Genomic DNA, 26,487 nt, shown 5'->3' with positions numbered 1-26,487 from the left:
CAGCTTCGCAATGACGGCCTCCAGGATGAGCCCACCATGACTTCGATGACGCAAGAACAAGACTACGAACAGGCACCCACCGGATTTTTCTCTCGGTTCGCCGAGCGCTTTCTCGGCAAGAGCGACGTTCTGGTCCCCTACTTTAATTTCCGCAAGGTATTAAAGGGGGACATGGAATCCTATGTTCTGAAAGAGATTTACCGGCTGCGTTACGACGTCTATTGCCTCGAGCGTCATTATCTGGAGGCCAGCGATTTCGAGGAAGAGCTGGAAATGGACGAATACGACGATTGCTCGATCCATTTTGCCGCTTACACGCTGAGCAACGATATCGTCGGCACGGTCCGTCTGGTGCAGCCGGCGCCGGGCAAGATCTACCCCTTCGAAACGCATTGCGCGGCGTTTCCGGAATTCGTCTACCCGGCGCGCGACAATGCTGCCGAGATCTCCCGTCTGGTCGTCAAGAAAACGCATCGGCGGCGCCGTGGCGACTCGATGGAGGGTATTTCGGCGGATTTCATGGAAAAAGGCAGCACGAAGTCGATTCAACCGAGGCCAACCGTACGGCGCGACAAGCGCGGAAATAGTCCGCTATTATTGCTCGGCATGTATCGCGAGCTCTACAGGTACAGCCGCCAGAACGGTATCCGTTACTGGTATGCCGCCATGGAACGCTCGCTTGCGCGTTCGCTGGAAAAGATGGGATTCAAATTTGTGCCGATTGGACCGCAAGTCGACTACTACGGTCCAGTCACGCCCTTTGTCGCAGATTTGGATGAGTTGATCGGCCGTCTACAAAACGAAAACAAGTTTCTGGCTGCTTGGTTCAATGATGAGCCGATCCCCATGTGGATCATGGTGAAAACCATGGTCGGCAACTTCCTGGAGGGTCGATTCAGGAAAAAATAAAAGGGTCCGTCAGGACAATAAATGGGATGAACAACGGAAAAGCATACGCCGCGCCCAGCGCCTTCCTGCCACCAACGGATTATGGGGCGCACCAGGAACGTATCGATTACGTCAACCGTAAAATTTTCCGAATATACCTGGGCAACCATGCCAGTACGGTGCCCAGCGATATCTTCAAGCTACGCCACCAAGTGTATTGCGTGGAATGCGCTTTTCTCCAGGCAGAACAGTACGTAGACGGCCTGGAGTTCGACGATTACGATAGTGTTTCCACCCATTTCGCGGCCTACACGATGGACGAGAAACTGGTGGGTGCAGTCAGGCTCGTGCAGCCCAAAGGTGCCAAGCCATATCCGTTCGAACTCCACTGCCGGACCTTCGACGATTTCGAGATGCCCGACTCGGAGCAATGTGCCGAGATCTCGCGCCTGGTAGTCAGGAAAAGCCATCGCCGCCGGCGCGCGGATAGCGTGCTCGGCATTCCCGGCTTCGGGTCGGAAGAGCCGCCGATCGATCCCGCCATCGACCGCCGAGACTATACCTCACCCATGCTCTTGCTCGGCATGTACCGCGAAATGTTCCGCCACAGCTTCGAGACAGGTGTGCGCTACTGGTTTGCGGCAATGGAACGTTCGCTCGCCCATGCCCTGAAAAAGATGGGTTTCCGATTCACGCCGATCGGCCCGGAAGCCAGCTATTACGGCGCCGTGACCCCCTACGTCCTCGACCTGGAAGATTTGCGCGACAAAATGGCATCCGGCAACCCGACACTGGCAGCCTGGTTCAGCGAACGGCTGCCGGTGGTCGAGCATCATGCCGCGCACCTGCACGTGGTGCGCCAGCAGGAAAATTAAGCGGCAATACTGACGCGCTTGGTGATGTGGTTGCGAAAGCTGTGGATGACCATGTTCGGCGCCGCAGGCACTTCCATTCCCGCCAGCGTGTCATGCATCATTGCCACCGCCAGGGCGGCCACCGAGAAACTACCCACGGCAATCTGCGATGCCGGGCAAGCCGTGCCATCTTCCATGATGGTCAATGCCTTGGCGACTTCCTCCCGAACTTGCTGGTCGAGATGGGCGCCGATGCGTGCCATCACACGGCCGAACACGGCCGTATAGCTCAGGTTGCCTTCGGCCGCGGCGGCCTCGACGTCCCGCTGCAGGATTTCGGGCAAGGAATTGCCTGAGTTCGGCGGGAAATACAGCACACCGGCGCCGAAGCCGATGTTCATCGCCGTGAAGATCGGCTTGCCTTGCGCGGCTGCATTGCCGTGCAGGGCCAGCACCGCCTCCAGGTCCACGAAGTCGATGGTGTCGAAGATGAGGTCGACCTTACTGACCAGGTCAGCGGCGTTGTTCTTGTCGAGCATGGCGACGTGGGCCTCGACTTTGGCTTCCGGATTGATGCGCAGGATGTGCTTTTTCAACGCTTCGACCTTGGTCATGCCGACATCCTCGAGATCGAAGAACTGGCGATTCAGGTTGTGGGCGTCGATCGTGTCGCCGTCGATCAGCACGAAGTTCTGGAAACCGCTGCGCGCCGCGCAGATGACTGTGCTGCTACCCAGCCCGCATCCTGCAAACAGGACTCGGACGTTACGTATCTTGTCCTGTGTCGCGATGTTGATATAGCCGCCGTTTCGCTTGGTAAATTCGTCGTAGTTGAATGTAGTCATAGTGGCTTGGTGAAAGTTATCGTGGAAATCGGTACAGGGCACTGCTCCAGGCCAGCTATTATGCGACAGATGTGTTCGCTAGTTAACTGTCGGTTTTTCTTACAGCCACATTATGATAATTTCCAAAATTTTACGATGAGTCGATTTTTTCTTTTAAAATCAATTACTTAAAAATAAAATTTAAAGATGGCACAGATAATGCTTAATACTCTGTGTCGCTGTTGTGTATAACTACCTTGTGAGGATCAAGATGAACATGAAGAAGATTTCGGGAATTGTCGCTGGAGCCGCACTGGCCCTCGGCATGGCAGCTCCAGCAAGCGCCCTGACCTTGGTCGCTGGCGATATCAAAATTACTATCAATGCGTTCGACGCTGGCACCACTGGCTACGGTGATACTTTGGGTAAAAAATGCGACACCGTCGACACCTGCGACGCTGCTGCTTTGTATAAAGCGCCAAATTCGTTCGACGGCAAGGAAGATACCTGGGGTATTTTCTCGGTACAGTCCATCTCGCGTCTGTCGAACAATCAAACGCTGTTCAGCATCGAGAAAGATGGCTACATGACCGGTGTTTTCGGTGGCCTGAAAGACATGCGTGTCAGCGTGATCGGTGACGAAGATGGTGGCGACATGACGACCGTTACCTACAGCACTGGTGGCTGGATGAACCTGTATCTGAACAGCGCCAATTACGATTTTACCCAGGGCCCCTCCGCCCGTATTGGTGAAAAAGGCTACAACGGCATTTCCAATACGGGTGGCGAACTTGCTCTCTCCGCTGTTTTCAGCGGTGACGCAGTTAAGAATCGCCCAGGTGCCACTTATACCTCCACCTTCCAGAACGATAACATTTCTGGTTTTGGCGCAGGTTACTTGGACGTGACCGGCGGCTCATGGCAAGAGGTTTTCGATACCAACATGCAAAATGACCTGAACGGTCACGCGCATGATCTGTACCTCAAGACCACTTTCGGTCAAACCGGCCGTTCGTCGGGTGCCGGTTGGACTGTCGACGCAACCGGAGACGTGCAAGGCAATATCGGCGAAGTCCCGGAACCGGGTTCGCTGGCTCTGCTGGGCCTGGGCCTGGCTGGCGTGGCTGGCCTGCGTCGTCGCCGCAAGTAATCGTCAGGACAAGCGCCGGATAATCCGGCCTTGCCAGGCCGAAGCCGCCATCGGCTTCGGCTTGACGGAATTCTTTACACCCTGCAAAGCCTCGGCTTGCAGGGTGTTTTCATTTCTACTTTGTTATTTTTACTGCTGGACCTGGCCGGCGTCGACGCGCGGCGTGATGAAGGCTTTATGGAATAGATGCCGCGAGAGCAGCAGGGGCGGCATGCGCAGCCAGTTGCCGCGCACATATAACATGCTCAGCGCCAGCGGCGTCAGGGCATCGGCGCAGCTCGGGTGGGCCGGCGCCAGGCCGCGCAGGAACAGCCGGTCCATCAGCGCCAGCAGTGCCCGGCCCGGGCTTCCGCCCCCGCTGCCCGCGTCCGCCAGCACCGTGTCCGGCACCGGCGTGTTGAACAGACGCACCGCATAGCGCAGCGCATAGAACAGCGGCCGCTCGAGCTCGAGCGCGCGCGCACGCGGCGCCAGCCCCGCCCAGAACCCGGCTTGTCCGCCGAACTCCAGCAGCAAGCGGTGGATATCGAACAGGTCGCGCAAGCCATGCTTGAATTCGCCGTCCGAGAACAGGTGCACGGCGCTGTGCAGCACCATGTCGTGCGGGGCCAGCACCTGCACAGGTGGGAGGCCGTCGCCGGCATCCGCCACAGTCACCGCGGCCGCGCGCAACTTGGCCGGATCGGGGCGCGCCGCTGCAGTCTCCGGCACGATCGCGTGATGGACGTCGATATTGGTCTGGCGCCGCACGTGATGCATTGGCGGCAATTCGTGCATCCACTCGCGGTAATAACGCTGGTCGTAGGCATCGTGGTGAGTGCTGGCCCAGCCGTGCAACATCAGCGCCGATTCGACCTCGTCCAGCCGTGACTTGGGCACGAGGATATCGATGTCGCCGTACAAGCGGCCCTCGCCAGCACGCAGGCCGGCCATCGTGTAGGCCGCACCCTTCAGCAGGATGAGCGGCAAACCGGTCGGCCGCAAAGCACTCTGGATACAGTCGACCTCGAAGCCTACGGCCTGGCGATGGCGCGTTGCCAGCGCGCGCGACCAGTCGAGCTGGGCGCGCGCCTGATGCGGCACCTGGTCGAGGGTGCCGGCTTCCTCGATGGTAGCAAGCAGGGTCGGCGTCAGATTCGCACTGGTTGACTGACGCAATAGCAAGTTCCAGTCGGCCAAGCTGAACGAGGCGATCTGACCGGGACTGCGCAGCGCAAGTAACAATATCGACATGTGCTTCACTGCCGAGGCCTCTCCAGGGCAGCGAACAGGGCAATTGCCTCATCTATGTTGCTGTAACGAAAATCATAGCTGGCGCAGCCGTCTATCACAGCCGTCAGGGTCTGGAATCCGGCAGCCCCCATATGGCTATAGTTGAATGCATTTTCTGCCACGCGGAAAAAGGCGCGCGCATGTGGAATCGGTACCAGTGAGGTTGCGGCACCAGACTCGTATTTGGGGAAAACGATCCAGGCGGGCTGTGCCGTCTCGTCGGCGCGGGCAATGCTCTCGGACGGCGCTTTCAGGTGCGCTACCGTTCCTTTGGTGGTGTTGCCGACCGGGACACTGAATACGGCGTCGGGCACATAGTTGCGGATCACCTCGATCGACCGGTTCTTCAAGCTGACCGGGCGCGGCACCGGCACCAGGCGTGCGTCCGCCAGACGAAACATCGCCAGCTCGTCGGATAGCAGGCGCCAGCCACGGTTGACCAAGGCCGCGCACAGGGTGCTCTTACCTGACCCTGGTGGCGCCGGCAGGATCGCTGCCAAGCCATTCCTTTCGACGACGGCTGCATGCACCGTTAGCCAACTGTGCGCACGGGTCGAAATACACCAGTTCAAGGCCCACTCGAGCATGGGGAAAGCATGTGCTTCCGGCAACGGCTCGAAAGGTTCGTGCCCATCGAGATCGAAGCGCACTTGCGGTTTGTACCAACGCCGCAAACCTGCAGAACGTCGCATATTCACATGAAAGTCGGCAAAGCCGTTCTCGTCCACGAGTGGGTAATCGCCGTACAGCAAGGCTATACCATCAGCAATCTGAGCAATCGGCGAGTGGATGCGGCTAACGAAAGGCCCGGTCCGCACCACTAAGCCCACGCCTGCCAGACGCTTGTTGAGTTCGTTGCGGGAAAGCGATGCGACCGTCAGCATGCCAGCGTATCGATCAGGTAGAGATGTTTCAGCCGTTCAAGCAGAATACCTATCTCTTCATACAATTCGGTATCGTCGATATCGAAAGCCGACTGCAGCACGGCGGCGAGCACGGGTAAGGGAGCAGGGTCGTTTTTCAGGAACAATAGGATTTCGATAGCGGCGTCATCGAGCAGATGGGTGTCACCGGACAGGTCGTTGTACAACACATATTCATCGTCCCAGTGCCGGTATTGAAGAGTCTGCCCTGGGCGCAGACGCCAAATTTCACGGTCGGCCACGTCAGTCCATGGTGCCGTACAGGTAACCGACGATATCATTGGTATACCAGCGCTGGCCGGCCATCGGTGCATAATACCCCTTCGTACTCCACTCGATCCACAATTCCTGCAACGAACCGACGGTAAGGAAATTCACGCGGTTCGACAGAACGTTCAAGTAGGCCGCCAAAATATATTGGGCCATACGCGAAGGATCTTTGCTCGATCCTGCCATGATTGACTTGCAGGTCACGTTGTAATACGGACTGCGCGAACTGCAGCTGAAATGCTTGCGAAACAAGTCGCCAGACGCACACCCTTTGGGCCAGGACATGGTGGTCCATTCGCGCGGCAATTTGCCGTAGCAGACTGGGGAGCGTGCCTGATGGCTCATCACGGCAGTGGTCTTTTGCTTACCCACTGCCGATACGGCGGCCGACATCGAAACACCGCAAAAAGTACATGCCATGCCGGGCTGACTGTGCAAAGTCAGCAACACCCCAGTCGCACCGGCTCCGGCCCTGGCAAAGCGACGACGCGCCTTGCCTTTTACCGACAAGGGATCTGAGGTGGCAAATTGGACCTGCTCAATGCCGGTGTCTGCTGAAAGCTTGCCATTTTCGCTTGCGTGCGGGTCTTCGGTAGCCACTTAAGGTCCTCGTTCGGTATCTAAACAGTTAGGCAGCATAAACAATGCCAGATTCTTTAAGAGTAAGCAATACCTATGCCACCCCATGCCTGCTCAAAAGCAACGCTTTAGAAATCAGCCACTTAAAACTATAGTTGCCGATAAGAATCGTGCTTAATCTTCCTATGCTGTAAAGAAAACTGACAGAGCTTCAGAAGTAACTTTCAGGAATAACAAGCACATCGCCTGGGCGCATCGGCATGTTGGCCGAGATATCGCCTTCCTTGATCAGGTCGTCCAAACGGACGTTGAATTTCTGCTGTTTGCCGTCGACGGTACGGATCAGGCTGGCACGGTTGCCCGCCGCGAATTCGGTCACGCCGCCGACCGCGATCAGCACGTCCATCAGGCTCATGTCACGGCGGTACGGCAGGGCCTGCGGCTTGGCGGCCTGTCCCACCACACGGATCTGCTCGCTAAAATTGCCGACGAAGTTGGTGACGATGACGGTCACCACCGGTTGCTGGATGAACTTGGCGAGCGCCTTTTCGATGTCGCGCGCGAGGTCGGTCGAAGTCTTGCCGGCGGCCGGCAGGTCTTCGACCAGCGGGGTGGTGATCTTGCCATCCGGACGGACCGGCACCGACATCGACACCTCCGGATTGCGCCAGACCATGATGTTGACGGTGTCGCCCGGCCCGATCAGGTAGTCGGGATTGGTCACCTGGGTTTGCGGCGGAAGAGTCCGGGTGGCGCAGCCGGTCAGGACCAGTGCAAGCGCAGCGGTGGCCGCCATTGCCGTATGTTTGATCAGGTTCGCCTTGTACTTGCCCACGTCATTCCCTTTCGTCCAACACAAATGTTAATAAGCCGCTAACGGCTATGTATTGTATAACATAGTGCTTTAGGAAAAGCCTCGCACGCTAGAAAACTTTCCCAAAGCCTCACTTCTGTTGCATGAGATTCTTCACATACTTTACCGGCACCGCATAGGTAATCCCGCTGGGATTGCTGATCGCGCTCTCCTTCAGTCCTTTCACGAACACGGCATTGATGACGCCCCAGACTTCGCCGCTGGCCGGGTCGTAGACCGGGCTGCCGCTGTTGCCGGGATAGGCCGTGCCGTCGAGCTGGAAAATATCGAAGGAGCTGCGCTGCAGCTGCACCACCTGGCGCGGGTCGAGCTTGCGCGAATTGAGCGAGGGCATGACGATCGGCGTGACGGCGGCCAGGGTGGCGCGGTGGGTGGCGGCATGCAGGCCCAGCACCATGCCCAGCGGATAGCCGGTGTAGGCCAGGCCCTGCCCCTCGAGCACGCCGTCCGAATCACCCAGCTTCAATGCCGGCAGCGGCGGCCCGCTCAGGCGCAGGTGCGCCAGGTCGTGCTCGGTGTCGCGCGCCACCAGCTGGGCCGGGCGAAAGCGCACCATGTCGCCGTCGCCGATGACAATGCCGAGCTGCTCCATGTGCGCCTCGTCCAGCTTTTCGGGCACCACGTGCGCATTGGTAATCACGCTCAAGCCGTCGCCCACCACGAAACCGGTGCCGAAGAACACGGTCGACGGACTGCGCGTGCGCTCGAAAGTGCCGACGCCCACCACTGAACGCTTGACGACCGGAATCACGGCCGTCAAGTCGGCCGCCACTGCTGGCGCCAGTACGCAAATTGCTGCCAAGCCAGCCAACACAGCTTGCCACAGCTTCCATGGTGTTTCGATAGCGCACCAACCGTGCACCCCTTTTTGCAATTTAGACATTACAATGAAGCAGTTACTTTGAGAAAGTTGCGATTCCGCAAGTCTACTTCATGAATGCTTTGCACGTCATAGTCCTATTTCCTCAATGCAAAAAATGGAAGCGATTTCATTAAAACCCCGTCAATAATTTCACAAAGCCAATCCAAAACTAGCCTAACTCCGGGTTTCTTAAAGGAATTTGTGTTGTAGACGAGGTACGCCTTGTTGAGCCCTTCACATTTTTCTTGTGCTTAATTGCAATTGCCCTGAGTACAAGCGATGATGCGATGTATTCCATTTTCCTTTGATCTGGATCACTACCTGACTCCAGATTTTTCATTGTGAGATTGACACGATGGCAGAGATCACAGCCACCCTCCTGAATTTCCTTAAAGCAATCGGCAAGTACCGCTGGTACGCGGTCGCCATTACCTGGACCATCGCCGTCATCGGCTGGGCCGTGGTACTGCGCCTGCCGAACCAGTACGAGGCCTCCGCCCGTGTCTATGTCGATACCCAGAGCATCCTCAAGCCCTTGTTGTCAGGCATGACCACGATGCCCAACCTGGACCAGCAGGTGGTGTTCATGCGCCGCACGCTGATCAGCCGCCCGAACGTCGAGCGCCTGATGCGCATGGTGGACCTGGACGTCAAGGCCAAGGACAGCAAGGAACACGAAAAGATGGTCGACGAATTGATCTCCCAGATCAAGATTGCGGGCACCGAGCGCGACGACATCTACACGATCACCTATAACGCCAGCAACCCGAAGCTCGGCAAGGACATCGTACAGTCCCTGCTACAAATCTTCGTCGAGGGCAGTTACGGCGGCAAAACGCAGGATTCGGAAAAGGCCGTACAGTTCATCGACAACCAGATCAAGTCGTATGAAGAAAAGCTGACCGCCGCCGAAAACTCGCTGAAAGAGTTCAAGATCAAGAACATGGGCCTGCTGCCGCGCGAAGGCGGCGGCGACTTCAGCGGCCAGTTGATCGCGGCCACCGACGCCCTGAGCCAGGCGCGCCTGGAACTGGCCGAGGCCGAGCAGGCCCGCAACGCGATCCGCCGCCAGATCTCGGGCGAGCCGGCCAAGCCGGGCAAGTCAGGCGAAGTCGTCGAAATCCCGGTCACCGATCCGGAACTCGAAAACCGCATCGCCACCACCCAGAAGAACCTGGACGCGCTGCGTCTGCAGTACACCGAGCAGCACCCGGACATCGTCGCCAATCGCCGCCTGCTGGACCAGCTGCTGGCGCAAAAGGCCGATCTGGCCAAGAACAAGAAGCGCAGCGCCGATCCGGGCGCCGGCTACAGCCCGATGCTGCAGCAGCTGAGCGTTTCGCTGTCGCAGGCCGAGGCCCATGTGGCATCGATGCGTACCCGGGTCGAGGAATACGCGGCCCGCGTGGCGCGCCTGCGCACCCAGAGCGGCCAGGTGCCGGAAGTCGAAGCCCAGCTCGCCCAGCTGAATCGCGACTACCAGGTCAACAAGGAAAACTACCAGAAACTGCTGGAACGCCGCGAATCGGCGCGCCTGTCGGGCGACCTGTCGTCCGCCACCGACATGCTGGCCTTCCGCGTGATCGATCCGCCGATCGTCCCGACCCAGCCGACCGGCCCGAACCGCCTGCGCCTGTTCTCGCTGGTGTTTGCCGGCGCGCTGGCGGCCGGCATCGCCGTCGCCTTCCTGATGAGCCAGCTGCGCCCGACCTTCCTGAGCCAGGCCACCCTGCGTGAGGTCACCGGCCTGCCGGTGCTCGGCTCGATTGGCATGAACTGGACCGCGGAACAGACCGTGCGCCGCAAGCGCCGCCTGGCCGCCCTCGGGGTATCGGTGCTGGTGTTGTTCGGCATCTATGGGGCCGGCATGGCGGCCATCCTGTCCCACCCCACGCTTTAATCGCGGCGCCCCCGCAAAGATTGCAAGGAGTACCACGTGAGCATTATTGAAAAAGCAGCCAGCCGCATCGACCGGCAGCGCAGCGCCGCCACGGCCGTCCCTGCCAGCCCCGCCGAGGCGAGCGTGGCCCACGCCGTGCTGGCGGACAGCCCGGCCGTGGCCGAAACCGTCATCCACGACACCGTCGTCCACGAACCCGTGCACGCGATCCCGGCCGCGCCGGCCATCGGCAACGAACAGCCGGCAATGCCGAAATTCACGACCCGCCGTGTCGAACTGGACCTGGCGCGCATGCGCGAACTAGGCATGGTCACCGCGGCCGGCGGCCGTACGCCGCTGCTGGAAGACTTCCGCATCATCAAGCGTCCGCTGCTGCAGCGCGCCTTCGGCGAACGCTCGCCGGCCGGCAAGCCGGGCAACCTGATCATGGTCACCAGCTCGCTGCCGGGCGAAGGCAAGACCTATACGGCGATCAACCTGGCGATGAGCATCGCCATGGAACTCGACCACACCGTACTGCTGGTCGACGCCGACGTGGCCCGCCCCTCGGTGCTGCGCACCCTCGGCCTGCCGAACCAGCGCGGCTTGATGGACATCCTGGTCGACGACAAGCTCGACATGGCGGACGTCATGCTGCGCACCAACGTCGATACCCTGTCGATCCTGCCGGCCGGCACCAGCACGCCGCGCGCGACCGAACTGCTGGCCAGCTCGACCATGAGCAACCTGGTCAGCGAAATCGCCAACCGCTACCCGGACCGCGTCGTCATCTTCGATTCGCCGCCGCTGCTGCTGACCTCGGAATCGCGGGTGCTGGCTTCGCACATGGGCCAGATCGTGATGGTGGTCGAAGCCCAGACCACGACCCAGCACGCGGTCAAGGAAGCCCTGAGCCAGATCGAAGGCTTCGGCAACGTCAATCTCATCTATAACAAGACCAGGGACCTCCCCGGCATCGAAGAGACGTATGACTATCACTACGGCTAAGCTGCCGCTCAAGGCGCTGCGGCTGACGCCGTTCGCCCTCGCGGCATTGATGCTGTCGGCCGAGTGCCGTGCGGACTGGAAATTCACGCCGACCATCGGCGTCTCCGAAACCTATAGCGACAATCCGGGCTTGCAGCGCGACCAGGAAGCCCATGGCCAGTGGATCGCCGAATCGACCCCCGGCTTCACGCTGGTCAGCCATTCGCGCCGCCTGCACCTGGCAGCCTCCGGCGAATGGCATTTCTACGCCTACGACGACAAGAACCTGCCGAACACGCACGACCGCGAACGCCGCTATGCGGTGAATGCGCAGGCGATGCTGATCGAGAATCTGCTGACCCTGGAAACCCGCGCGAGCGGTTCCAGGCAGGCGATTTCGGCCTTCGGGCCGCGCTTCACGACGCCCTACTCGACCTTCAACAGCACCGACGTCCAGACCTGGAGCATCAGCCCGATCCTGCAGCACCGCTTCGGCAGCGTGGCCGACCTGCGGGTCCAGCTGACGCGCGACGGCGTCAGGACCGATGGCCAGAACCAGACCTCCGCCTTCGGCAACAGCTTGTCGAGCTCGGGCGCGTTCACCTTGAACAGCAGGCAGAGCACGAATCCACTCGGCTGGACGCTGCAGTACTCGCGCCAGGACATGGAGACCGAGCGCTTCGGCGGGTCGCACATGTCGAATGCCTCGGCAACGCTGCACTACCGCCTCAGCCGCACCTGGACCGCGCTCGCCACGGCCGGCTACGACAGCTACGAATACTCGACCTCGCACGACCGCAACGCGGGCCGCAGCCTCACCGCCGGCTTTACCTGGACGCCGACCGCCCGCACCAGCGTCGACGCCAGGTTCGGGCACAGCTATCTCGGCAAGACCGGTTCGCTGCAGGCGGTGCAGCGCAACCGCCACCTGGTCTCGAATCTCAGCTACACCGACCAGGTGACGACCAGCCGCTCGCAGTTCCTGCTGCCCGCGGCGATCGACACCGCGGCCATGCTCGACCAGCTGTTCAGCGCCACGATCACGGATCCGGTCCTGCGCGCGCAGGCGGTCCAGAACTACATCGCCGCCAGCGGCCTGCCGCCGACCCTGGCCGACTCCGTGAACTACCTGAGCAACCGCTTCATACGCGAGAAGCGCCTGCAGGCGGGCTACATCTACAGCATGCCGTACAGCAGCGTGAGCCTGTCGGTGTACAAGTCGGAACGCGTCGCCCTGACGACCCAGCAGAGCGACAGCGAACTGCTGGGAAGCCAGTTCGGTTCACTGAACAACAATGTGCGCCAGAAGGGCATCCAGGCCGGCTTCGACTACCGCCTGTCGCCGCGGACCAGCGCCAATCTGCTGGTGACGGGCAGCCGCGCCCTGTCGCTCGCGACCGGCATCGAATCGCCAAATCACCAGATCAGCCTGGGGCTGACGCGCCAGTTCGACCGCAAGACACGCGGCAGCCTCGAGCTGCGCCATGTCCATGGCCCGAGCGGCGTCCTGATCAACAGCGCGGGCGCAGCCCCTGCCGGCTACAACGAGAACGCCCTGGCGGCGACGATTACCGTCCAGCTTTAATTCGGAGCAGCGATGTACGAGACCTTTTACGGATTTTCCGCCAAACCCTTCCAGCTGCGCCCGGACCCGCACTTCTTCTTCGGCAGCAAGGGCCACAAGCGCGCCATGGCCTACCTCGAGTACGGCCTGTCGCAGGGCGAAGGCTTCATCATCGTCACCGGCGAAGTCGGCGCGGGCAAAACCACGCTGGTGCGCAACCTGTTCAACCGCCTGCCCTCGGACCAGATCGTGGCGGCGCACATCGTCAACACCCACCTGGACCCGGAAGACACCCTGCGCATGGTGGTGTCGGCGTTCGGCCTGCCGTATGAAGGCGCGAGCAAGACCGACCTGCTGACGCGCCTGGAAAAATTCCTGACCGAAGTCGACCGCCAGGGCAAGCGCGCCCTGCTGGTCATCGACGAAGCCCAGAACCTGTCGGCGCGCACCGTCGAAGAACTGCGCATGCTGTCGAACTTCCAGACCGACGACAAGTCGCTGCTGCAGACCTTCCTGCTCGGCCAGCCCGAATTCCGCGCCACCCTGCACAGCCCCGGCATGCAGCAGCTGCGCCAGCGCGTGATCGCCAGCTACCACCTGGGCCCGATGGACGCGCAGGAAACCCGCGCCTACATCGAGCACCGTCTGGCAACGGTCGGCTGGAACGGCGACCCGGCCTTCGACGACGGCGCCCATGCCGCGATCTACGCCTACAGCGGCGGTATCCCGCGCAAGGTCAACACCCTGATGGACCGGGTGCTGCTGATGGGCTACCTGGAAGAGATGCACGCCTTTACGGAAGCGGACGTCAACACCGTCATCAGCGACATCAGCGAGGAATTCCAGCTGCCCGAAGGTCAAGCCGCACCGGTCCAGGAAACGCTGCCGGGGTCCGGCCTGGGCAGCCTGCCGCAGGAGCTGCGCACGCTCGACCAGCGCGTCGGCGAACGCCGCGTCGCCAGCGTCGAGGTGCTCGACGAACGCATGATGCGTCTTGAAAAATCGATCGTTTCCGTGCTGTCGATCCTGAAGAAGATCGTCGCCACGCCCCAGGGGGCGGTAACCCAGCCGATGGACAACCAAGAATGAACATGTTCGAACTCGCCCCGCATCGCCTGCCGGCGCCGGGGGAACGCATCCGCAATGCGATGACCTGCGATGTCGAGGACTACTTCCAGGTCTCGGCTTTCGCGCCCTACATCGACCGCGCCAGCTGGCCGAGCCGCGAGTGCCGCGTCGAAGCCAACATGGACCGCATCCTGGCCCTGTTCGAGCGCAAGGGCGTGCGCGCCACCTTCTTCACGCTGGGCTGGATCGCCGAGCGCTATCCGCAGGTCGTCAAGCGCATCGTCGCCGGCGGCCACGAGCTGGCCAGCCACGGCTACGGCCACCTGCGCGCCTCCGACCAGACCCGCGCCGAATTCGCCAACGACATCCGCTCGAGCAAGGCGCTGCTGGAAGACATCGGCGGCCAGGCAGTGCTCGGCTACCGCGCGCCCAGCTTCTCGATCGGCCGCACCAACCTGTGGGCACTGGACGAACTGCTGGAAGCCGGCTACCGCTACAGCTCCAGCATCTACCCGATCGCGCACGACCACTATGGCATGCCGGAAGCGCCGCGCTTCGCGTTCTATCCAAACGGCCCGGATGGCCTGCTGGAAGTGCCGATCACCACGGTCCAGATGATGGGCCGTAACCTGCCGGCCGGCGGCGGCGGCTACTTCCGTCTGCTGCCCTATGCGCTGTCGCGCTGGATGATGGCCAAGGTCAACCGCGACGACCGCCATCCCGCGCTGTTCTACTTCCATCCGTGGGAGCTCGACAGCCAGCAGCCGCGTCCCGCGGGCCTGGACGCCAAATCGCGCTTCCGCCACTACATCAACATCGACCGGATGGAAAGCCGCATCGAAGCCCTGGCGCGCGATTTCGCCTGGGACCGCATGGACCGCATTTTTCTGAATCAAGCATGAACTCGATCATTGAAGCAGCAGTAACCAAGCGTACCGCGCCGGCCACTGCCGCCGGACCGCTGACCCTGCACCTGATGCAGCCGCAGGACCGCACCCGCTGGGACGCCTTCGTCCGCGCCTGCCCCGAAGCCACCTTCTTCCACCTGTCCGGCTGGCAGCAGGTGATCGAAGCCTCGTTCGGCATCAAGACCTGGTTCTACTTCGTCGAGCAGGATGGCCAGATCCAGGGCGTGCTGCCGCTCGCGGAGATCAAGAGCCGCCTGTTCGGCCACTCGCTGGGTGCGATGCCCTTCTGCGTCTACGGCGGCCCGGCCGCGACCAACGAGGCCGCGCGCCCGCTGCTGGACCAGGCCGCGCACGAACTGGCGCAACAGCTCGGCGTGGGCCACCTGGAATACCGCGGCATGCGGCGCTTCCACCCGATCGATCCGAACTGGCACACCAAGGAGCTGTACGTCACCTTCCGCAAGGAGATCAGCGGCGATGACGAGGAAAACCTGAACGCGATCCCGCGCAAGCAGCGCGCGATGGTCCGCAAGGGCATCAAGCTGGGCCTGAAGGGCGTGGTCGAGGACAACGTCGATCGCATGTTCGAAGCCTATGCGCACAGCGTGCACCGCCTCGGCACCCCGGTATTCCCGAAAAAATACTTCGCCCTGCTGCAGAAGACCTTCGGCGACGAGTGCGAAGTGCGCACCATCCTCACCGAGAAGGACGAACTGGTGGGATCGGTGCTGTCGTTCTACTGGCGCGACGAAGTCGTGCCCTACTACGGCGGCGGCATGGACATCGCGCGCAACGTGGCCGGCAACGACTTCATGTACTGGAACTTGATGCAGGCCGCCGCCGCGCGCGGCTGCCGGATCTTCGACTTCGGCCGCAGCAAGCTGGGCACCGGCGCCTACGACTTCAAGAAGAACTGGGGCTTCACCGCCGAGCACCTGCCCTACGAGTACAAGCTGTACGGCGCCACCGCCCTGCCGGACAACAACCCGCTGAACCCGAAATACCAGCTGTTCATCAAGATGTGGAAGAAGCTGCCGCTGCCGCTGGCGAACTTCATGGGTCCGTACATCGTCCGCAACCTGGGCTGAAAATCGTGGAAGACCTGCTCCTGCTGATCCACCGGATCCCCTACCCGCCCAACAAGGGCGACAAGATCCGTTCGTACCACCTGCTCAAGCACCTGGCGAAGCATTACCGCGTACACCTGGCGACCTTCGTGGACGATCCCGACGACTGGCAGTACGTGCCGCACGTCGAGGCGCTGTGCGCGAGCAGCCATTTCGCCCGCATGCGCCCGCTGGCGGCGCGTATCAAGAGCCTGGGCGCGCTGCTGAAGAACCGTTCGCTCTCGCTCGAGTACTACCGCGACGCCGGAATCGCGCGTTGGGTGCGCGACACCGTGGCCGCGCGCGGCATCGAACGCGTGCTGGTGTTCTCGTCGGCGATGGCGCAGTACGCCGATCCCTACCGCGATGCGCGCCGCGTGGTCGACTTCTGCGACGTCGACTCGGATAAATGGCGCCAGTACGCGGACAAGAAATCCGCGCCCATGAGCTGGCTGTACCGCTACGAGGCGAACCAGCTGCTGCGCTACGAGCGCCAGGTGGCGCGCGACTACGACGCCTCGCTGTTCGTGTCCGCGCCCGAGGCCGACCTGTTCCGCCAGCTGGCGCCGGAAAGCACCGCCAAGATCGGCCACTTCAACAACGGCGTCGACACCGACTACTTCTCGCCCGAGCAGGCCCACGCCAGCCCCTACGCGGCGGGCGAACGCGCGCTGGTGTTCACCGGCGCGATGGATTACTGGCCCAACGTCGACGCCGTGGAATGGTTTGCGCGGAATGTCTTCCCGCAGCTGCGCGAGCGCTTCGCCGACCTGCGTTTCTACATCGTCGGCGCTCGCCCGGCGCCGGCGGTGCAGGCCCTGGCCGGCCAGGCCGGCGTGGTGGTGACCGGCACCGTGCCGGACGTCCGTCCGTATATCGCGCACGCGGCGGTGGCCGTGGCGCCGCTGCGCATCGCCCGCGGCATCCAGAACAAGGTGCTGGAAGCGATGGCGATGGCGCGCGCGGTGGTGGTTTCGCCGCAGGCCCTGGAAGGCATCGACGCCGAACCGGGCACCGAACTGGTGCTGGCCGAAGACGCCGCCGCCTTCGTCGACACCGTCGCCACCCTGCTGGCCGGCCAGGCCAGCGCCGCCGACGCCATCGGCAAGGCCGCGCGGGCCAAGGTCCAGCGCCGCTACAGCTGGTCGAGCAACCTCGCATGCATAGGGGAGAACCTGGAATGTTCCTGACACCGCCGCCCGGCGTCGCCCACACCGCCACCCCGGCCGCGCCGCCGCTGGCGCGTTCGTCCATCGTCTTGATCGCGCTGGCCCTGCTGGCGCCCTTCGCCCTGTATTTCGGCACCGTGCACTCGATCGTCTCGATCTGGAACAGTTCCGAGACCTTCGCCCACGGCTACGTGATTTTGCCGATCAGCCTGTGGCTGATCTGGCGCCGCCGCGAGAATTTCAGCGTCTATCCGCCCGAGCCCTATGCGCCGGCGCTGGTCCTGCTGGCGCTGCTCGGCGCCGGCTGGCTGGCGTCCCAGCTGGGCGAGGTGCAGGTGGTCTCGCAATACACCTTCGTCGCCATGTTCCCGGTGGCGGCGCTGGCCATGCTCGGCCCGCGCCTGGCCGGCTCGCTGGCCTTCCCGCTGCTGTTCCTGCTGTTCGCGGTGCCCTTCGGCGAAATCTTCGTGGCCCCGCTGATCCAGTTCACCGCCGACTTCACGGTGGCCGCGGTGCGCGCCACCGGCATCCCGGTGCTGCGCAGCGGCACCCGCTTCGAGCTGCCGACCGGGAACTGGTCGGTGGTCGAGGCCTGCAGCGGCGTGCGCTACCTGATCTCCTCGATCACGCTGGGCTGCCTGTACGCCTACCTGACCTACCGCTCGATGGCGCGGCGCGTGCTGTTCATCGGCCTGGCCATCGTGGTGCCGATCATCGCCAACGGCCTGCGCGCCTACATGATCGTGATGATCGGCCACCTGTCCGGCATGGAACTGGCCACCGGCGTCGACCACCTGATCTACGGCTGGCTGTTCTTCGGCCTGGTGATGTTCATCATGTTCTGGATCGGCAGCTACTGGCGCGAAGACACCGAGGCGCTGGCAGCAGCGACGTCTGCGGCGCAGGGGGGCGTCAGTGTCCCGGGCCGCATTCCCGGCATGGCCGCCGCCGTCATCATCCTCAGCGCCGTGTGGCCGGCCTTCGCGCTTTACGGCGAGCACGCCAACCACAATCCGGCGCCAGTACAGCTGGCTGACGTGGCCGTGCAATGGCCAAAGGCACCCGAATTCGCCGACTGGAAGCCGTACTACATGGCACCCGACGTCGCCCTGCATCGCAGCTACGCGCAGGGCGCGACGCCGGTCGGCCTCACCCTGCTGTACTACCGCAACCAGAATCGCGAAAAATCCCTGATTAGTTCCCTCAACCGGCTGGCCGGCTACAAGGACACCTGGCATGAAACGGCGTCGGCCAAGCGTGTCGAAAATGTCGGCGACGCTACGCTGGCGCTGCGCGAGACCGTCTTGCGCAGCGATGGCCGCGCGCTGCTGGTGTGGGACTGGATGCGGGTGGGCGACAGTGACACCACCAGCGCCGTGGTCGGCAAATTATTACAGGCACGCTCCAAACTGTTGTTACATGGCGACGATGGTGCGGCTGTGATGCTGTCTGCGCCCTTTAATGACAATCCGGATACAGCGCGTGCGACACTACATTCATTTCTGTTAGACAATTATAAAAATATCAAAGTGGCGCTCGATAACGAGCGCCGGCATTAAAGCAATACGCGCAGTTACACGCACTGAAGAAGAACCGATGACCGCCCCCCTGATCGTCCATCTCACCTATCGTCTCGACTTTGGGGGACTGGAAACCCTGCTGATCGAGCGCATCAACCGGATGCCCGCATCAGCCTACCGTCACGCGGTCGTCGCGCTCACGCACTATACGGATTTCGCGCGCAAAATCAGTAAGCCGGACGTGGAAGTATATGCACTGGACAAGCAGCCCGGCCTGTCGCTCGGCACGCATGCCGCGCTGTTCAAGCTGCTGCGCCGGCTGAAGCCCGCCATCCTGCATACCTATAACCTGGCCGCGATCGAATATGCGCCGGTGGCGCTGCTGGCGGGCGTGCCGGTGCGCGTCAACGGCCTGCACGGCCGTGACGCCGCCGACCCGGAAGGACGCAACCCCAAGCACAAGGTGCTGCGCCAGCTGATGCTGCCCTTCTACGACCACTGTTACGCCAACTCCGGCGACATGCTGGCCTGGAACCGCCAGGTGATCGGCGTACCAGAACACAAGAGCAGCCTGCTGGCCAACGGTATCGATGCCGAACGTTTCCGCCCGCTGGCGGCGGACGAGCAGCGCCCGGATTTCGGTTTCGGCCCGGCCTGCCGGGTGATCGGCACGGTTGGCCGGGTGCAGGACGTCAAGGACCACGCGACTCTGGTCGACGCCTTCGCCCTCCTGCGCGCCCGCCTGCCGGGCGAGGCGGCCGCGCTGCGCTTGGCGATCGTCGGCGATGGCCCCCTGCTGCCGGCCCTGCGCGAAAAAGTGCGCGCACTTGGCCTCGAAGGCCTGGTGTGGCTGCCGGGCGCCCGTTACGACGTGCCCGAGATCCTGCGCGGCTTCGACGTGTATGCGATCTCGTCGATCGCCGAAGGCACCCCCGGCAGCGTGCTGGAAGCGATGGCGAGCGGCCTGCCCGCGGTCGGCACCCGCGTCGGCGGCGTACCCGAAGTAATCGCCGAAGGCATCACCGGCCAGCTGGTGCCGCCGCGCGACCCGTCCGCGATGGCCGACGCCCTGGCCCCCTATTTGCGCGCCCCCGAGCTGACCGCAGCCCACGGTGCGGCCGGCCGCGCGCGCGTGCTCTCCCATTATTCGATGCCGGCGATGGTCGCCGGTTACCAGGCGCTCTACGACAGCCTGCTCGAACGTAAAACCCCATTCAGGAAGCCCATCAAATCATGTGTGGAATAGTCGGTATTTTCGATACCATGGGCGCACGCCCGATTGATCCCGTGCTGCTCAAGCGGATGAACGAGACCCAGCATCACCGCGGTCCTGACGAGGGCGACATTTATACCGAGCCCGGCGTTGGCTTCGGCCACCGGCGCCTGTCCGTGATCGACCTGGCCAGTGGTCAACAGCCGATGTTCAACGCCGCCGGCGACGTCGGTGTGGTGTTCAATGGCGAGATCTACAATTACCGCGAGCTGACCGTCGAGCTGGAAAAACTCGGCTTCGCGTTCCGCACTAACAGCGACACCGAAGCCGTCCTGCATGCCTGGGAAGCCTGGGGCGAGGACTGTGTGCACCACCTGCGCGGCATGTTCGCTATCGCCGTCTGGGACCGCACCAAACAGGTCATGTTCATGGCGCGCGACCATATGGGCGTCAAACCCTTCTTCTACGCGCACCTGCCGGACGGAATGTTCATCTTCGGCTCCGAACTAAAATCGCTGCGCGCCCATCCTGGGCTGTCGCGCGAGATCGACCCATGCGCGGTCGAGGAATACTTCGCCTTCGGCTATGTGCCGGAACCGAAAACCATTTATGCGGGCGCGCGCAAGCTGGCGCCCGGCTACTGCCTGACGGTGCGCATCGGCCAGCCTGTGCCTGAGCCGAAGCGCTGGTGGGACGTGCCGTTCAAGCAGCACGCGCAGATGACCGAGGCCGACGCCGCCGGCGAGCTGGCCTCGCGCGTGCGCGAAGCGGTCAAGAGCCAGCTGAAGGCCGACGTGCCGCTGGGCGCCTTCCTGTCGGGCGGCGTCGATTCGAGCGCGGTGGTGGCAATGATGGCGGGCCTGGACGACAAGCCGGTCAACACCTGCTCGATCGCGTTCAACGACAAGGCTTTCGACGAATCCGAATACGCCGAGCAGGTCGCGCAGCAGTACAAGACCAATCACCACAAAGAGACCGTCGACACCGACGACTACGCGCTGCTGGACACGCTCGCCGGCCTGTACGACGAGCCGTACGCCGACAGCTCCGCGATCCCGACCTACCGCGTCTGCCAGCTGGCGCGCAAGCGCGTCACGGTAGCGCTGTCGGGCGACGGCGGCGACGAAAACCTGGCCGGCTACCGCCGCTACCGCCTGACCATGGCGGAAGACGCGGTCCGCTCGAAAATCCCGCCGGCACTACGCCGCAATGTGTTTGGCCCGCTCGGCCGCTATTATCCGAAGGCAGATTGGGCGCCGCGTGTTTTCCGCGCCAAGACCACCTTCGAATCACTGGCGCGCGACCTGGTCGAAGGCTACTTCCACGGCGTGTCGATCATGTCGGACGCCATGCGCGAACGCCTGTTCACCCCGGAATTCCGCCAGCGCCTGCAAGGCCACCGCGCGATCGACGTGATGCGCGGCCACGCCGCCAACGCTCCCACCGACGACCCGCTGTCGCTGATCCAGTACCTGGACATGAAAACCTACCTGCCCGGCGACATCCTGACCAAGGTCGACCGCGCCAGCATGGCGCATGCGCTCGAGGTTCGCGTGCCGCTGCTGGACCACGAACTGGTCGAGTGGATTTCCGGTCTGTCGTCGTCGATCAAGCTGAAGAACGGCGAAGGCAAATATATCTTCAAGAAGAGCATGGAACGCCACTTGCCGCACGACATTCTGTACCGCAAGAAGCAGGGCTTCGCGGTGCCGCTGGCGGCCTGGTTCCGCGGTCCGCTGCGCCAGCGCGTGCGCGAATCGCTGCTGGGCCCGATTTTGACCGGCACCAGCATCTTCAACACCGCCTTCCTGGCCGAAATCGTCGAACAGCACGAATCCGGCCGCCGCGACTACAGCGCGCCAATCTGGACCACGCTGATGTTCGAGGCATTCCTTCGCAAAGAAATGGAGGGAGCGTAAATGCGTGTCCTGCACGTCCTCGATCATTCGATCCCGCTGCACAGCGGCTACACCTTCCGCACCCGCTCGATCCTGCGCGAGCAGCGCGCGCTCGGCTGGGAAACCTTCCACGTCACCGGCTCCAAGCAGCATTCCGGCGACATGCTCGAGGAAACCGTCGACGGTCTGCACTTCTACCGTACGCGCGCCTCGACCGGCCCGCTGGCGAAGCTGCCGGTCCTGAACCAGAAGGAAGTGATCGACGGCCTGGCCAGGCGCCTGGCCGAGATCATTCCGCAGATCCAGCCGGATGTCCTGCATGCGCATTCGCCATCGCTGAACGCCGTCGCCGCCCTGCGCGCCGGCCGCCGCTTCGGCATCCCGGTCGTGTACGAAGTGCGCGCCTTCTGGGAAGACGCCGCGGTCGACCACGGCACTGCCAAGGAATTCGGCCTGCGCTATCGCGCCACCCGCGCCCTCGAGACCTGGGCGCTGCAGCGTGCGGATGCCGTTACCACCATCTGCGAAGGCCTGCGCAAGGACATCGTGGCGCGCGGCATCCCGGCCAGCAAGGTCACGGTGATCCCGAACGCGGTCGACATCGACAAGTTCGAGGTCGGCGGCAGCGCTGACCTCGCCCTCAAGGAAAAGCTCGGCCTGTCCGGCAGCCGCCTGGTCGGTTTCATCGGCTCGTTCTACGCCTACGAAGGCCTGGACGTGCTGCTGCGCGCGGTGCCGCGCCTGGTCGCGAAACAGCCCGACCTGCGGGTGCTGCTGGTCGGCGGCGGTCCGCAGGACGAAGCCCTGCGCCGTCAGGCGGTCGAACTCGGGATCGCCGACAAGGTGGTGTTCACCGGCCGCGTGCCGCACGAGCAGGTGCAGAAGTATTACGACCTGCTTGATGTCCTGGTCTACCCGCGCCTGTCGATGCGCCTGACCGACCTGGTCACACCTTTGAAACCGCTGGAAGCGATGGCCCAGGGCCGCGTGCTGGCGGCCTCGGATGTCGGTGGCCACCTCGAGCTGATCGCCGACGGCAAGACCGGTGTGCTGTTCAAGGCGGACGATCCGGACGCGCTGGCCGACAAGCTGGGCGCCCTGCTGCAGGCGCAGGACAGCTGGCCGGCGCTGCGCGCGGCCGGTCGCGAATACGTCGAAACCGAACGCAACTGGCGCGCCAGCGTGGCGCGCTACAAGAACATCTATGGGCAGCTGACCGCCCGCAGGGCGGCATGAAGATCCTGACCTTCAGCACCCTGTTCCCGAACAGCGTCAAGCCGGGACACGGGATCTTCGTTGAAACCCGCCTGCGCCACCTGATCGCCAGCGGCCAGGTCGAGTCGCGCGTGGTCGCGCCGGTGCCGTGGTTTCCGTCGCGCCATCCGCGCTTCGGCCCCTGGGCCGCGTGGGCCGCGGTGCCGCGCCACGAGCAGCGCTTCGGCATCGAGGTGGCGCACCCGCGCTATCCGGTGCTGCCGAAGATCGGCATGAACGTGGCGCCGGCGCTGCTGGCCGCGGCCAGCCGCGGCGCCATCGGCCGCCTGCTCGACGAGGGCTTCGACTTCGACGTGATCGACGCCCACTATTTCTACCCGGACGGTGTGGCCGCCGTCATGCTCGGACGCTATTTCAACAAGCCGGTGACGATCACCGCACGCGGCTCCGACATCACCCAATTGCCGAACTACCGCCTGCCGCGCCGCATGATCCAGTGGGCCGCGGCCGGCGCTGACCATGTCATCACGGTCTGCAACGCGCTGCGCGACGAAGTGATCGAGCTCGGCGTGGCGCCGGAGCACGTGACCTCCCTGCGTAACGGCGTCGACCTGGCGCTGTTCCATCCGACGCCGCGTCCCGCTGAGCAGAGCCCGTTCACGCTGCTCGCGGTCGGCCACCTGGTGCCGGTCAAGGGCCAGGAACGCATCATCGGCGCACTGCCGATGCTGCCGGACGTCCATCTGCGCATTGCCGGCGATGGTCCAGACCGCGCCAAGCTGGTGCAGCTGGCGCAGGACCTGGGCGTGGCCGGACGCGTCGACTTCCTCGGCGCCGTGCGCCAGGCCGAACTGGTGCAGCACTACAACCAGGCCGACGCGCTCGTGCTCGCCTCCAGCCGCGAAGGCTGGGCCAACGTGCTGCTCGAATCCATGGCCTGCGGCACCCCGGTGGTGGCCAGCCGCGTGTACGGCACGCCGGAAGTCGTGGCGGCGCCGGAAGCCGGCGTGCTGATGAACGAACTCAGTGCGCGCGGCGTGGCCGACGGCGTGCAGGCGCTGCGCGCCAACTACCCGGACCGCACCGCCACCCGCCGCTACGCCGAGTGCTTCAGCTGGGACGACACCACCGCCGGCCAGCTGGCCGTGTTCAAGGCGCTGGTGCAGCGCGATGGGGCGTACTGCCATGCGTGACATCATCGTCTTCCTCGCCATCGCGGCCCTCGTGGTGCAAATCCCCAAGCGGCCGGCCATCGGCGTGATGACCTTCGCCTGGCTGTCGCTGATGAACCCGCACCGGCTGGCCTACGGCTTCGCCTTCAGCTTCCCCTGGGTGGCGGTGGTCGCCGGATTGACCCTGGTATCGCTGTACCTGCGTCCGGGGCAGATCAAGCTTCCCAAGACGCCGTTGACAATCGTCTTGATGGTGTTCATGGTGTGGATGACGATTACGACGCCGTTCGCGTTCGAACAGGAACGCGCCTGGGAAGAATGGAACCGGGTCATGAAGACCCTGTTCTTTACCCTGGTGACGATTGCCGCACTGAACAATGAAAAGGACGTCAAGCAGTTTGCGCTGGTGGTGATGCTGTCGCTCGGATTCTACGGCCTGAAGGGCGGCGTGTTTACCCTGCTCTCCGGTGGTTCCAGCCGCGTCATGGGGCCGCCCGGCACCTACATTGCCGACAACAACGACCTGGCGCTGGCGCTGCTAACGATCGTCCCCCTGGTCTGGTACCACTACCTGCAGGCCACCAAGCGCTGGATGCGCTGGGGCTTTGCGGCACTGGCGCTGCTGACCGGGGCTGCGGTGTTGGGCTCTTACTCACGCGGCGCCCTGATCGGCGGCGCCGCCATGATGTTCATGCTCTGGCTGAAGAGCCGTCACAAGCTCAAGACCGGCCTCGTGGTCCTGATGATCCTGCCCCTGATCTTCTTCCTGATGCCGGAACAATGGTTCGGCCGGATGGAATCGATCGGCGAATACAAGGCCGACGGCTCGGCGATGGGTCGCGTGAATGCCTGGCACTTTGCCTTCAATATCGCCACCGACAACCTCCTGGGCGGAGGTTACCGGGTCTTCACGCCCAGGATGTTCCACATCTACGCGCCGAATCCGTATGACGTCCATGCGCCGCACAGCATATATTTCCAGGTGCTGGGCGAGCACGGCTTCATTGGCCTCGCGCTGTTCCTTGCCTTCCTGGTGATCAGCTGGCGCACCGGCAGCCGTGTCCTGCGGTTTTGCAAGGACAAGCCGGAGCTGAAGTGGGCGTCGGACCTGGCCGCGATGGGCCAGGTCAGCCTGGCTGGCTACTGCGTCGGCGGCGCGTTCCTGACCCTTGCCTATGCCGACCTGCTGTATGATGTCGTGATCATTTTGGTATTACTCGAAAAAGTGCTGATCCCGAAGAACTGGAAGCCGAAGCAGCACCCGGTATCCGCTGCGGCGCCTCAGCCGCCTATTCTGGAAAGCAGCCGCGCATGATGACCTCCCGAGTAATTAACGACCTGCCGGAGCTGCTGGTGCGCGCGGCCGGGACCATGCTGTCCCGCCGCAGCGGCGCCAGGCGCCTGTTCGTCCTTAACTATCACCGCATCCTGCCCGAGCCCGACCCCTTGTTCGACGACGAGCCGACGGTCGAGACCTTCCGCTGGCAAATGAAGCTGCTGGCGCGCTGCTTCAACGTGCTGCCGCTGTCCGAGGCAATGGCGAAGCTCGCCGCCGGCACCCTGCCGCAACGCGCGGTCTGCATCACCTTCGACGACGGCTACCGCTCGACCCACGACCTGGCGCTGCCGGTCCTGAAAGAATTCGGCCTGTCGGCCACCGTATTCGTGACGACCGGCTACCTGGACTCGGGCGCCATGTGGAACGAGACCCTGGCCGCAGCGGTGCGCTGCCTGCCCGACGGCGAATTCGATCTGAGCGCGGCAGGATTGGGCCCCCAGGTGCTGCGCACCCGGGCGGACCGCAAGAACCTGCTGAACACACTGACCGCGCACGCGAAATACCTGCCGCCGGCGGAACGGCTGGCGCTGACCGAACGCGTGGCCGAGGTGGCCGGCAGCCACGCCGGCAGCCTGATGCTGACGCCGGCGATGATCCAGGCAATGGCCGCGCAAAATTTCGAAATCGGCGGGCATACGGTATCGCACCCTATCCTCACCTCGCTAGGCGACGAAGCGGCGCGCGACGAAATCGTCCAATGCAAGCACGACCTGGAAGCGATCACCGGCACCGCCGTGCGCTACTTCGCCTACCCGAACGGCAAGGTCGGCAAGGACTTCGACGAGCGCCACGTGGAGATGGTGCGCGCCGCTGGCTTCACGGCCGCCTTCACGACCGAAGTCGGCGCCGCGATGCAGGGACAAAACATGTTCCGGCTGCCGCGCAGCCGTCCATGGGACAGCAATCCCGTGTTCTTCGGTTTGCGCCTGTTGCGCTGGCTGACCCAAGAGTAA

Annotated in this window: 24 protein-coding genes; 17 read left to right on the top strand and 7 right to left on the bottom strand. The window is 63.1% G+C overall.

Going from position 1 to position 26,487, the window contains the following annotated elements:
- Window positions 1–36: 36 nt before the first annotated feature.
- Both ACFPO9_RS27465 and ACFPO9_RS27460 read left to right on the top strand, forming a co-directional pair.
- Entirely contained in the window at window positions 37–909 is an 873-nt protein-coding gene (locus tag ACFPO9_RS27465) for a PEP-CTERM/exosortase system-associated acyltransferase (RefSeq protein ID WP_379777571.1), read from the top strand.
- A 26-nt stretch (window positions 910–935) separates the two neighbouring features.
- Window positions 936–1,763 carry a PEP-CTERM/exosortase system-associated acyltransferase gene (locus ACFPO9_RS27460; RefSeq protein ID WP_379777569.1) on the top strand — a complete coding sequence of 276 codons (828 nt, stop codon included), beginning with the start codon at window positions 936–938 and terminating at the stop codon, window positions 1,761–1,763.
- On the opposite strand, the gene ACFPO9_RS27455 is transcribed toward ACFPO9_RS27460, so the two are convergent.
- The gene (locus ACFPO9_RS27455) at window positions 1,760–2,629 is read right to left on the bottom strand and encodes a ThiF family adenylyltransferase (protein ID WP_379777567.1); all 870 of its coding nucleotides are present in this window, start codon (window positions 2,627–2,629) and stop codon (window positions 1,760–1,762) included. The genes ACFPO9_RS27460 and ACFPO9_RS27455 overlap by 4 nt on opposite strands.
- A gap of 208 nt (window positions 2,630–2,837) precedes the next feature.
- On the opposite strand from ACFPO9_RS27455, the gene ACFPO9_RS27450 reads away from it, so the two are divergent.
- Window positions 2,838–3,716, top strand: a complete 879-nt coding sequence (locus ACFPO9_RS27450; protein ID WP_379777565.1) for a PEP-CTERM sorting domain-containing protein — start codon at window positions 2,838–2,840, stop codon at window positions 3,714–3,716.
- A 129-nt stretch (window positions 3,717–3,845) separates the two neighbouring features.
- On the opposite strand, the gene ACFPO9_RS27445 is transcribed toward ACFPO9_RS27450, so the two are convergent.
- The 6 genes from ACFPO9_RS27445 to ACFPO9_RS27420 form a co-directional block, all read right to left on the bottom strand.
- A complete protein-coding gene (locus ACFPO9_RS27445) occupies window positions 3,846–4,949 on the bottom strand; it encodes a nucleotidyltransferase domain-containing protein (protein WP_379777563.1) in 1,104 nt (367 codons plus the stop codon).
- Between the two features lie 5 nt (window positions 4,950–4,954).
- Window positions 4,955–5,872 (bottom strand): HprK-related kinase A, encoded by a 918-nt coding sequence (locus ACFPO9_RS27440; protein ID WP_379777561.1) that lies wholly within the window; start codon window positions 5,870–5,872, stop codon window positions 4,955–4,957.
- Entirely contained in the window at window positions 5,866–6,153 is a 288-nt protein-coding gene (locus tag ACFPO9_RS27435; RefSeq protein WP_379777559.1) for an HPr-rel-A system PqqD family peptide chaperone, read from the bottom strand. Before ACFPO9_RS27435 ends, ACFPO9_RS27440 begins: the two co-directional genes overlap by 7 nt.
- Before the next feature lies 1 nt (window position 6,154).
- A complete protein-coding gene (locus tag ACFPO9_RS27430) occupies window positions 6,155–6,781 on the bottom strand; it encodes a hypothetical protein (protein WP_379777557.1) in 627 nt (208 codons plus the stop codon).
- 190 nt (window positions 6,782–6,971) lie between these two features.
- Window positions 6,972–7,556, bottom strand: coding sequence for an XrtA/PEP-CTERM system exopolysaccharide export protein (locus tag ACFPO9_RS27425; RefSeq protein ID WP_379777671.1), 585 nt, complete (start codon window positions 7,554–7,556; stop codon window positions 6,972–6,974).
- A 148-nt stretch (window positions 7,557–7,704) separates the two neighbouring features.
- Complete coding sequence (locus tag ACFPO9_RS27420) at window positions 7,705–8,406, bottom strand: S1 family peptidase (RefSeq protein ID WP_379777555.1); 702 nt, start codon at window positions 8,404–8,406, stop codon at window positions 7,705–7,707.
- A gap of 445 nt (window positions 8,407–8,851) precedes the next feature.
- Between ACFPO9_RS27420 and ACFPO9_RS27415 the strand changes: the two genes are divergently transcribed.
- The 14 genes from ACFPO9_RS27415 to ACFPO9_RS27350 are packed head-to-tail and all read left to right on the top strand — an operon-like array spanning window position 8,852 to window position 26,487.
- Window positions 8,852–10,396 carry an XrtA system polysaccharide chain length determinant gene (locus tag ACFPO9_RS27415; RefSeq protein ID WP_379777553.1) on the top strand — a complete coding sequence of 515 codons (1,545 nt, stop codon included), beginning with the start codon at window positions 8,852–8,854 and terminating at the stop codon, window positions 10,394–10,396.
- A gap of 36 nt (window positions 10,397–10,432) precedes the next feature.
- Window positions 10,433–11,383 (top strand): XrtA-associated tyrosine autokinase, encoded by a 951-nt coding sequence (locus ACFPO9_RS27410; protein WP_379777551.1) that lies wholly within the window; start codon window positions 10,433–10,435, stop codon window positions 11,381–11,383.
- Window positions 11,364–12,947, top strand: a complete 1,584-nt coding sequence (locus tag ACFPO9_RS27405; RefSeq protein ID WP_379777549.1) for a TIGR03016 family PEP-CTERM system-associated outer membrane protein — start codon at window positions 11,364–11,366, stop codon at window positions 12,945–12,947. Before ACFPO9_RS27410 ends, ACFPO9_RS27405 begins: the two co-directional genes overlap by 20 nt.
- Before the next feature lie 12 nt (window positions 12,948–12,959).
- The gene (locus tag ACFPO9_RS27400; RefSeq protein WP_379777547.1) at window positions 12,960–14,015 is read left to right on the top strand and encodes an XrtA/PEP-CTERM system-associated ATPase; all 1,056 of its coding nucleotides are present in this window, start codon (window positions 12,960–12,962) and stop codon (window positions 14,013–14,015) included.
- On the top strand, window positions 14,012–14,896 hold the full coding sequence (locus tag ACFPO9_RS27395; RefSeq protein WP_379777545.1) for an XrtA system polysaccharide deacetylase: 885 nt from the start codon (window positions 14,012–14,014) through the stop codon (window positions 14,894–14,896). Before ACFPO9_RS27400 ends, ACFPO9_RS27395 begins: the two co-directional genes overlap by 4 nt.
- Entirely contained in the window at window positions 14,893–15,990 is a 1,098-nt protein-coding gene (locus tag ACFPO9_RS27390) for a FemAB family XrtA/PEP-CTERM system-associated protein (RefSeq protein WP_379777543.1), read from the top strand. Before ACFPO9_RS27395 ends, ACFPO9_RS27390 begins: the two co-directional genes overlap by 4 nt.
- Window positions 15,991–15,995: 5 nt before the next feature.
- A complete protein-coding gene (locus ACFPO9_RS27385) occupies window positions 15,996–17,198 on the top strand; it encodes a TIGR03087 family PEP-CTERM/XrtA system glycosyltransferase (RefSeq protein ID WP_379777541.1) in 1,203 nt (400 codons plus the stop codon).
- Window positions 17,189–18,736 (top strand): exosortase A, encoded by a 1,548-nt coding sequence (gene xrtA / locus ACFPO9_RS27380; protein ID WP_379777539.1) that lies wholly within the window; start codon window positions 17,189–17,191, stop codon window positions 18,734–18,736. The genes ACFPO9_RS27385 and xrtA overlap by 10 nt, the downstream gene beginning before the upstream one ends.
- A 37-nt stretch (window positions 18,737–18,773) precedes the next feature.
- Entirely contained in the window at window positions 18,774–19,943 is a 1,170-nt protein-coding gene (locus tag ACFPO9_RS27375) for a TIGR03088 family PEP-CTERM/XrtA system glycosyltransferase (RefSeq protein WP_379777537.1), read from the top strand.
- Entirely contained in the window at window positions 19,931–21,829 is a 1,899-nt protein-coding gene (locus ACFPO9_RS27370; protein WP_379777535.1) for an XrtA/PEP-CTERM system amidotransferase, read from the top strand. Before ACFPO9_RS27375 ends, ACFPO9_RS27370 begins: the two co-directional genes overlap by 13 nt.
- The gene (locus ACFPO9_RS27365) at window positions 21,830–23,044 is read left to right on the top strand and encodes a TIGR04063 family PEP-CTERM/XrtA system glycosyltransferase (RefSeq protein WP_379777533.1); all 1,215 of its coding nucleotides are present in this window, start codon (window positions 21,830–21,832) and stop codon (window positions 23,042–23,044) included.
- Window positions 23,041–24,216 carry a glycosyltransferase family 4 protein gene (locus tag ACFPO9_RS27360; RefSeq protein ID WP_379777531.1) on the top strand — a complete coding sequence of 392 codons (1,176 nt, stop codon included), beginning with the start codon at window positions 23,041–23,043 and terminating at the stop codon, window positions 24,214–24,216. The genes ACFPO9_RS27365 and ACFPO9_RS27360 overlap by 4 nt, the downstream gene beginning before the upstream one ends.
- Window positions 24,209–25,510, top strand: coding sequence for a putative O-glycosylation ligase, exosortase A system-associated (locus ACFPO9_RS27355; protein WP_379777529.1), 1,302 nt, complete (start codon window positions 24,209–24,211; stop codon window positions 25,508–25,510). Before ACFPO9_RS27360 ends, ACFPO9_RS27355 begins: the two co-directional genes overlap by 8 nt.
- Entirely contained in the window at window positions 25,507–26,487 is a 981-nt protein-coding gene (locus ACFPO9_RS27350; RefSeq protein ID WP_379777527.1) for a polysaccharide deacetylase family protein, read from the top strand. Before ACFPO9_RS27355 ends, ACFPO9_RS27350 begins: the two co-directional genes overlap by 4 nt.

The organism is Massilia aerilata, assembly GCF_042656905.1.
Classification (GTDB): Bacteria; Pseudomonadota; Gammaproteobacteria; order Burkholderiales; family Burkholderiaceae_D; genus Telluria; species Telluria aerilata.
This window is presented reverse-complemented; position numbering and strand designations above follow the sequence as displayed.

What these genes read in the sequence shown, in the direction of transcription:
- ACFPO9_RS27465 (WP_379777571.1), top strand. Translation starts at nt 37, where the DNA reads ATGACTTCGATGACGCAAGAACAAGACTACGAACAGGCACCCACCGGA.
- ACFPO9_RS27460 (WP_379777569.1), top strand. Translation starts at nt 936, where the DNA reads ATGAACAACGGAAAAGCATACGCCGCGCCCAGCGCCTTCCTGCCACCA.
- ACFPO9_RS27450 (WP_379777565.1), top strand. Translation starts at nt 2,838, where the DNA reads ATGAACATGAAGAAGATTTCGGGAATTGTCGCTGGAGCCGCACTGGCC.
- ACFPO9_RS27445 (WP_379777563.1), bottom strand. Translation starts at nt 4,949, where the DNA reads ATGTCGATATTGTTACTTGCGCTGCGCAGTCCCGGTCAGATCGCCTCG.
- ACFPO9_RS27440 (WP_379777561.1), bottom strand. Translation starts at nt 5,872, where the DNA reads ATGCTGACGGTCGCATCGCTTTCCCGCAACGAACTCAACAAGCGTCTG.
- ACFPO9_RS27425 (WP_379777671.1), bottom strand. Translation starts at nt 7,556, where the DNA reads ATGGCGGCCACCGCTGCGCTTGCACTGGTCCTGACCGGCTGCGCCACC.
- ACFPO9_RS27415 (WP_379777553.1), top strand. Translation starts at nt 8,852, where the DNA reads ATGGCAGAGATCACAGCCACCCTCCTGAATTTCCTTAAAGCAATCGGC.
- ACFPO9_RS27405 (WP_379777549.1), top strand. Translation starts at nt 11,364, where the DNA reads ATGACTATCACTACGGCTAAGCTGCCGCTCAAGGCGCTGCGGCTGACG.
- ACFPO9_RS27400 (WP_379777547.1), top strand. Translation starts at nt 12,960, where the DNA reads ATGTACGAGACCTTTTACGGATTTTCCGCCAAACCCTTCCAGCTGCGC.
- ACFPO9_RS27395 (WP_379777545.1), top strand. Translation starts at nt 14,012, where the DNA reads ATGAACATGTTCGAACTCGCCCCGCATCGCCTGCCGGCGCCGGGGGAA.
- ACFPO9_RS27390 (WP_379777543.1), top strand. Translation starts at nt 14,893, where the DNA reads ATGAACTCGATCATTGAAGCAGCAGTAACCAAGCGTACCGCGCCGGCC.
- xrtA (WP_379777539.1), top strand. Translation starts at nt 17,189, where the DNA reads ATGTTCCTGACACCGCCGCCCGGCGTCGCCCACACCGCCACCCCGGCC.
- ACFPO9_RS27375 (WP_379777537.1), top strand. Translation starts at nt 18,774, where the DNA reads ATGACCGCCCCCCTGATCGTCCATCTCACCTATCGTCTCGACTTTGGG.
- ACFPO9_RS27370 (WP_379777535.1), top strand. Translation starts at nt 19,931, where the DNA reads ATGTGTGGAATAGTCGGTATTTTCGATACCATGGGCGCACGCCCGATT.
- ACFPO9_RS27365 (WP_379777533.1), top strand. Translation starts at nt 21,830, where the DNA reads ATGCGTGTCCTGCACGTCCTCGATCATTCGATCCCGCTGCACAGCGGC.
- ACFPO9_RS27360 (WP_379777531.1), top strand. Translation starts at nt 23,041, where the DNA reads ATGAAGATCCTGACCTTCAGCACCCTGTTCCCGAACAGCGTCAAGCCG.
- ACFPO9_RS27355 (WP_379777529.1), top strand. Translation starts at nt 24,209, where the DNA reads ATGCGTGACATCATCGTCTTCCTCGCCATCGCGGCCCTCGTGGTGCAA.
- ACFPO9_RS27350 (WP_379777527.1), top strand. Translation starts at nt 25,507, where the DNA reads ATGATGACCTCCCGAGTAATTAACGACCTGCCGGAGCTGCTGGTGCGC.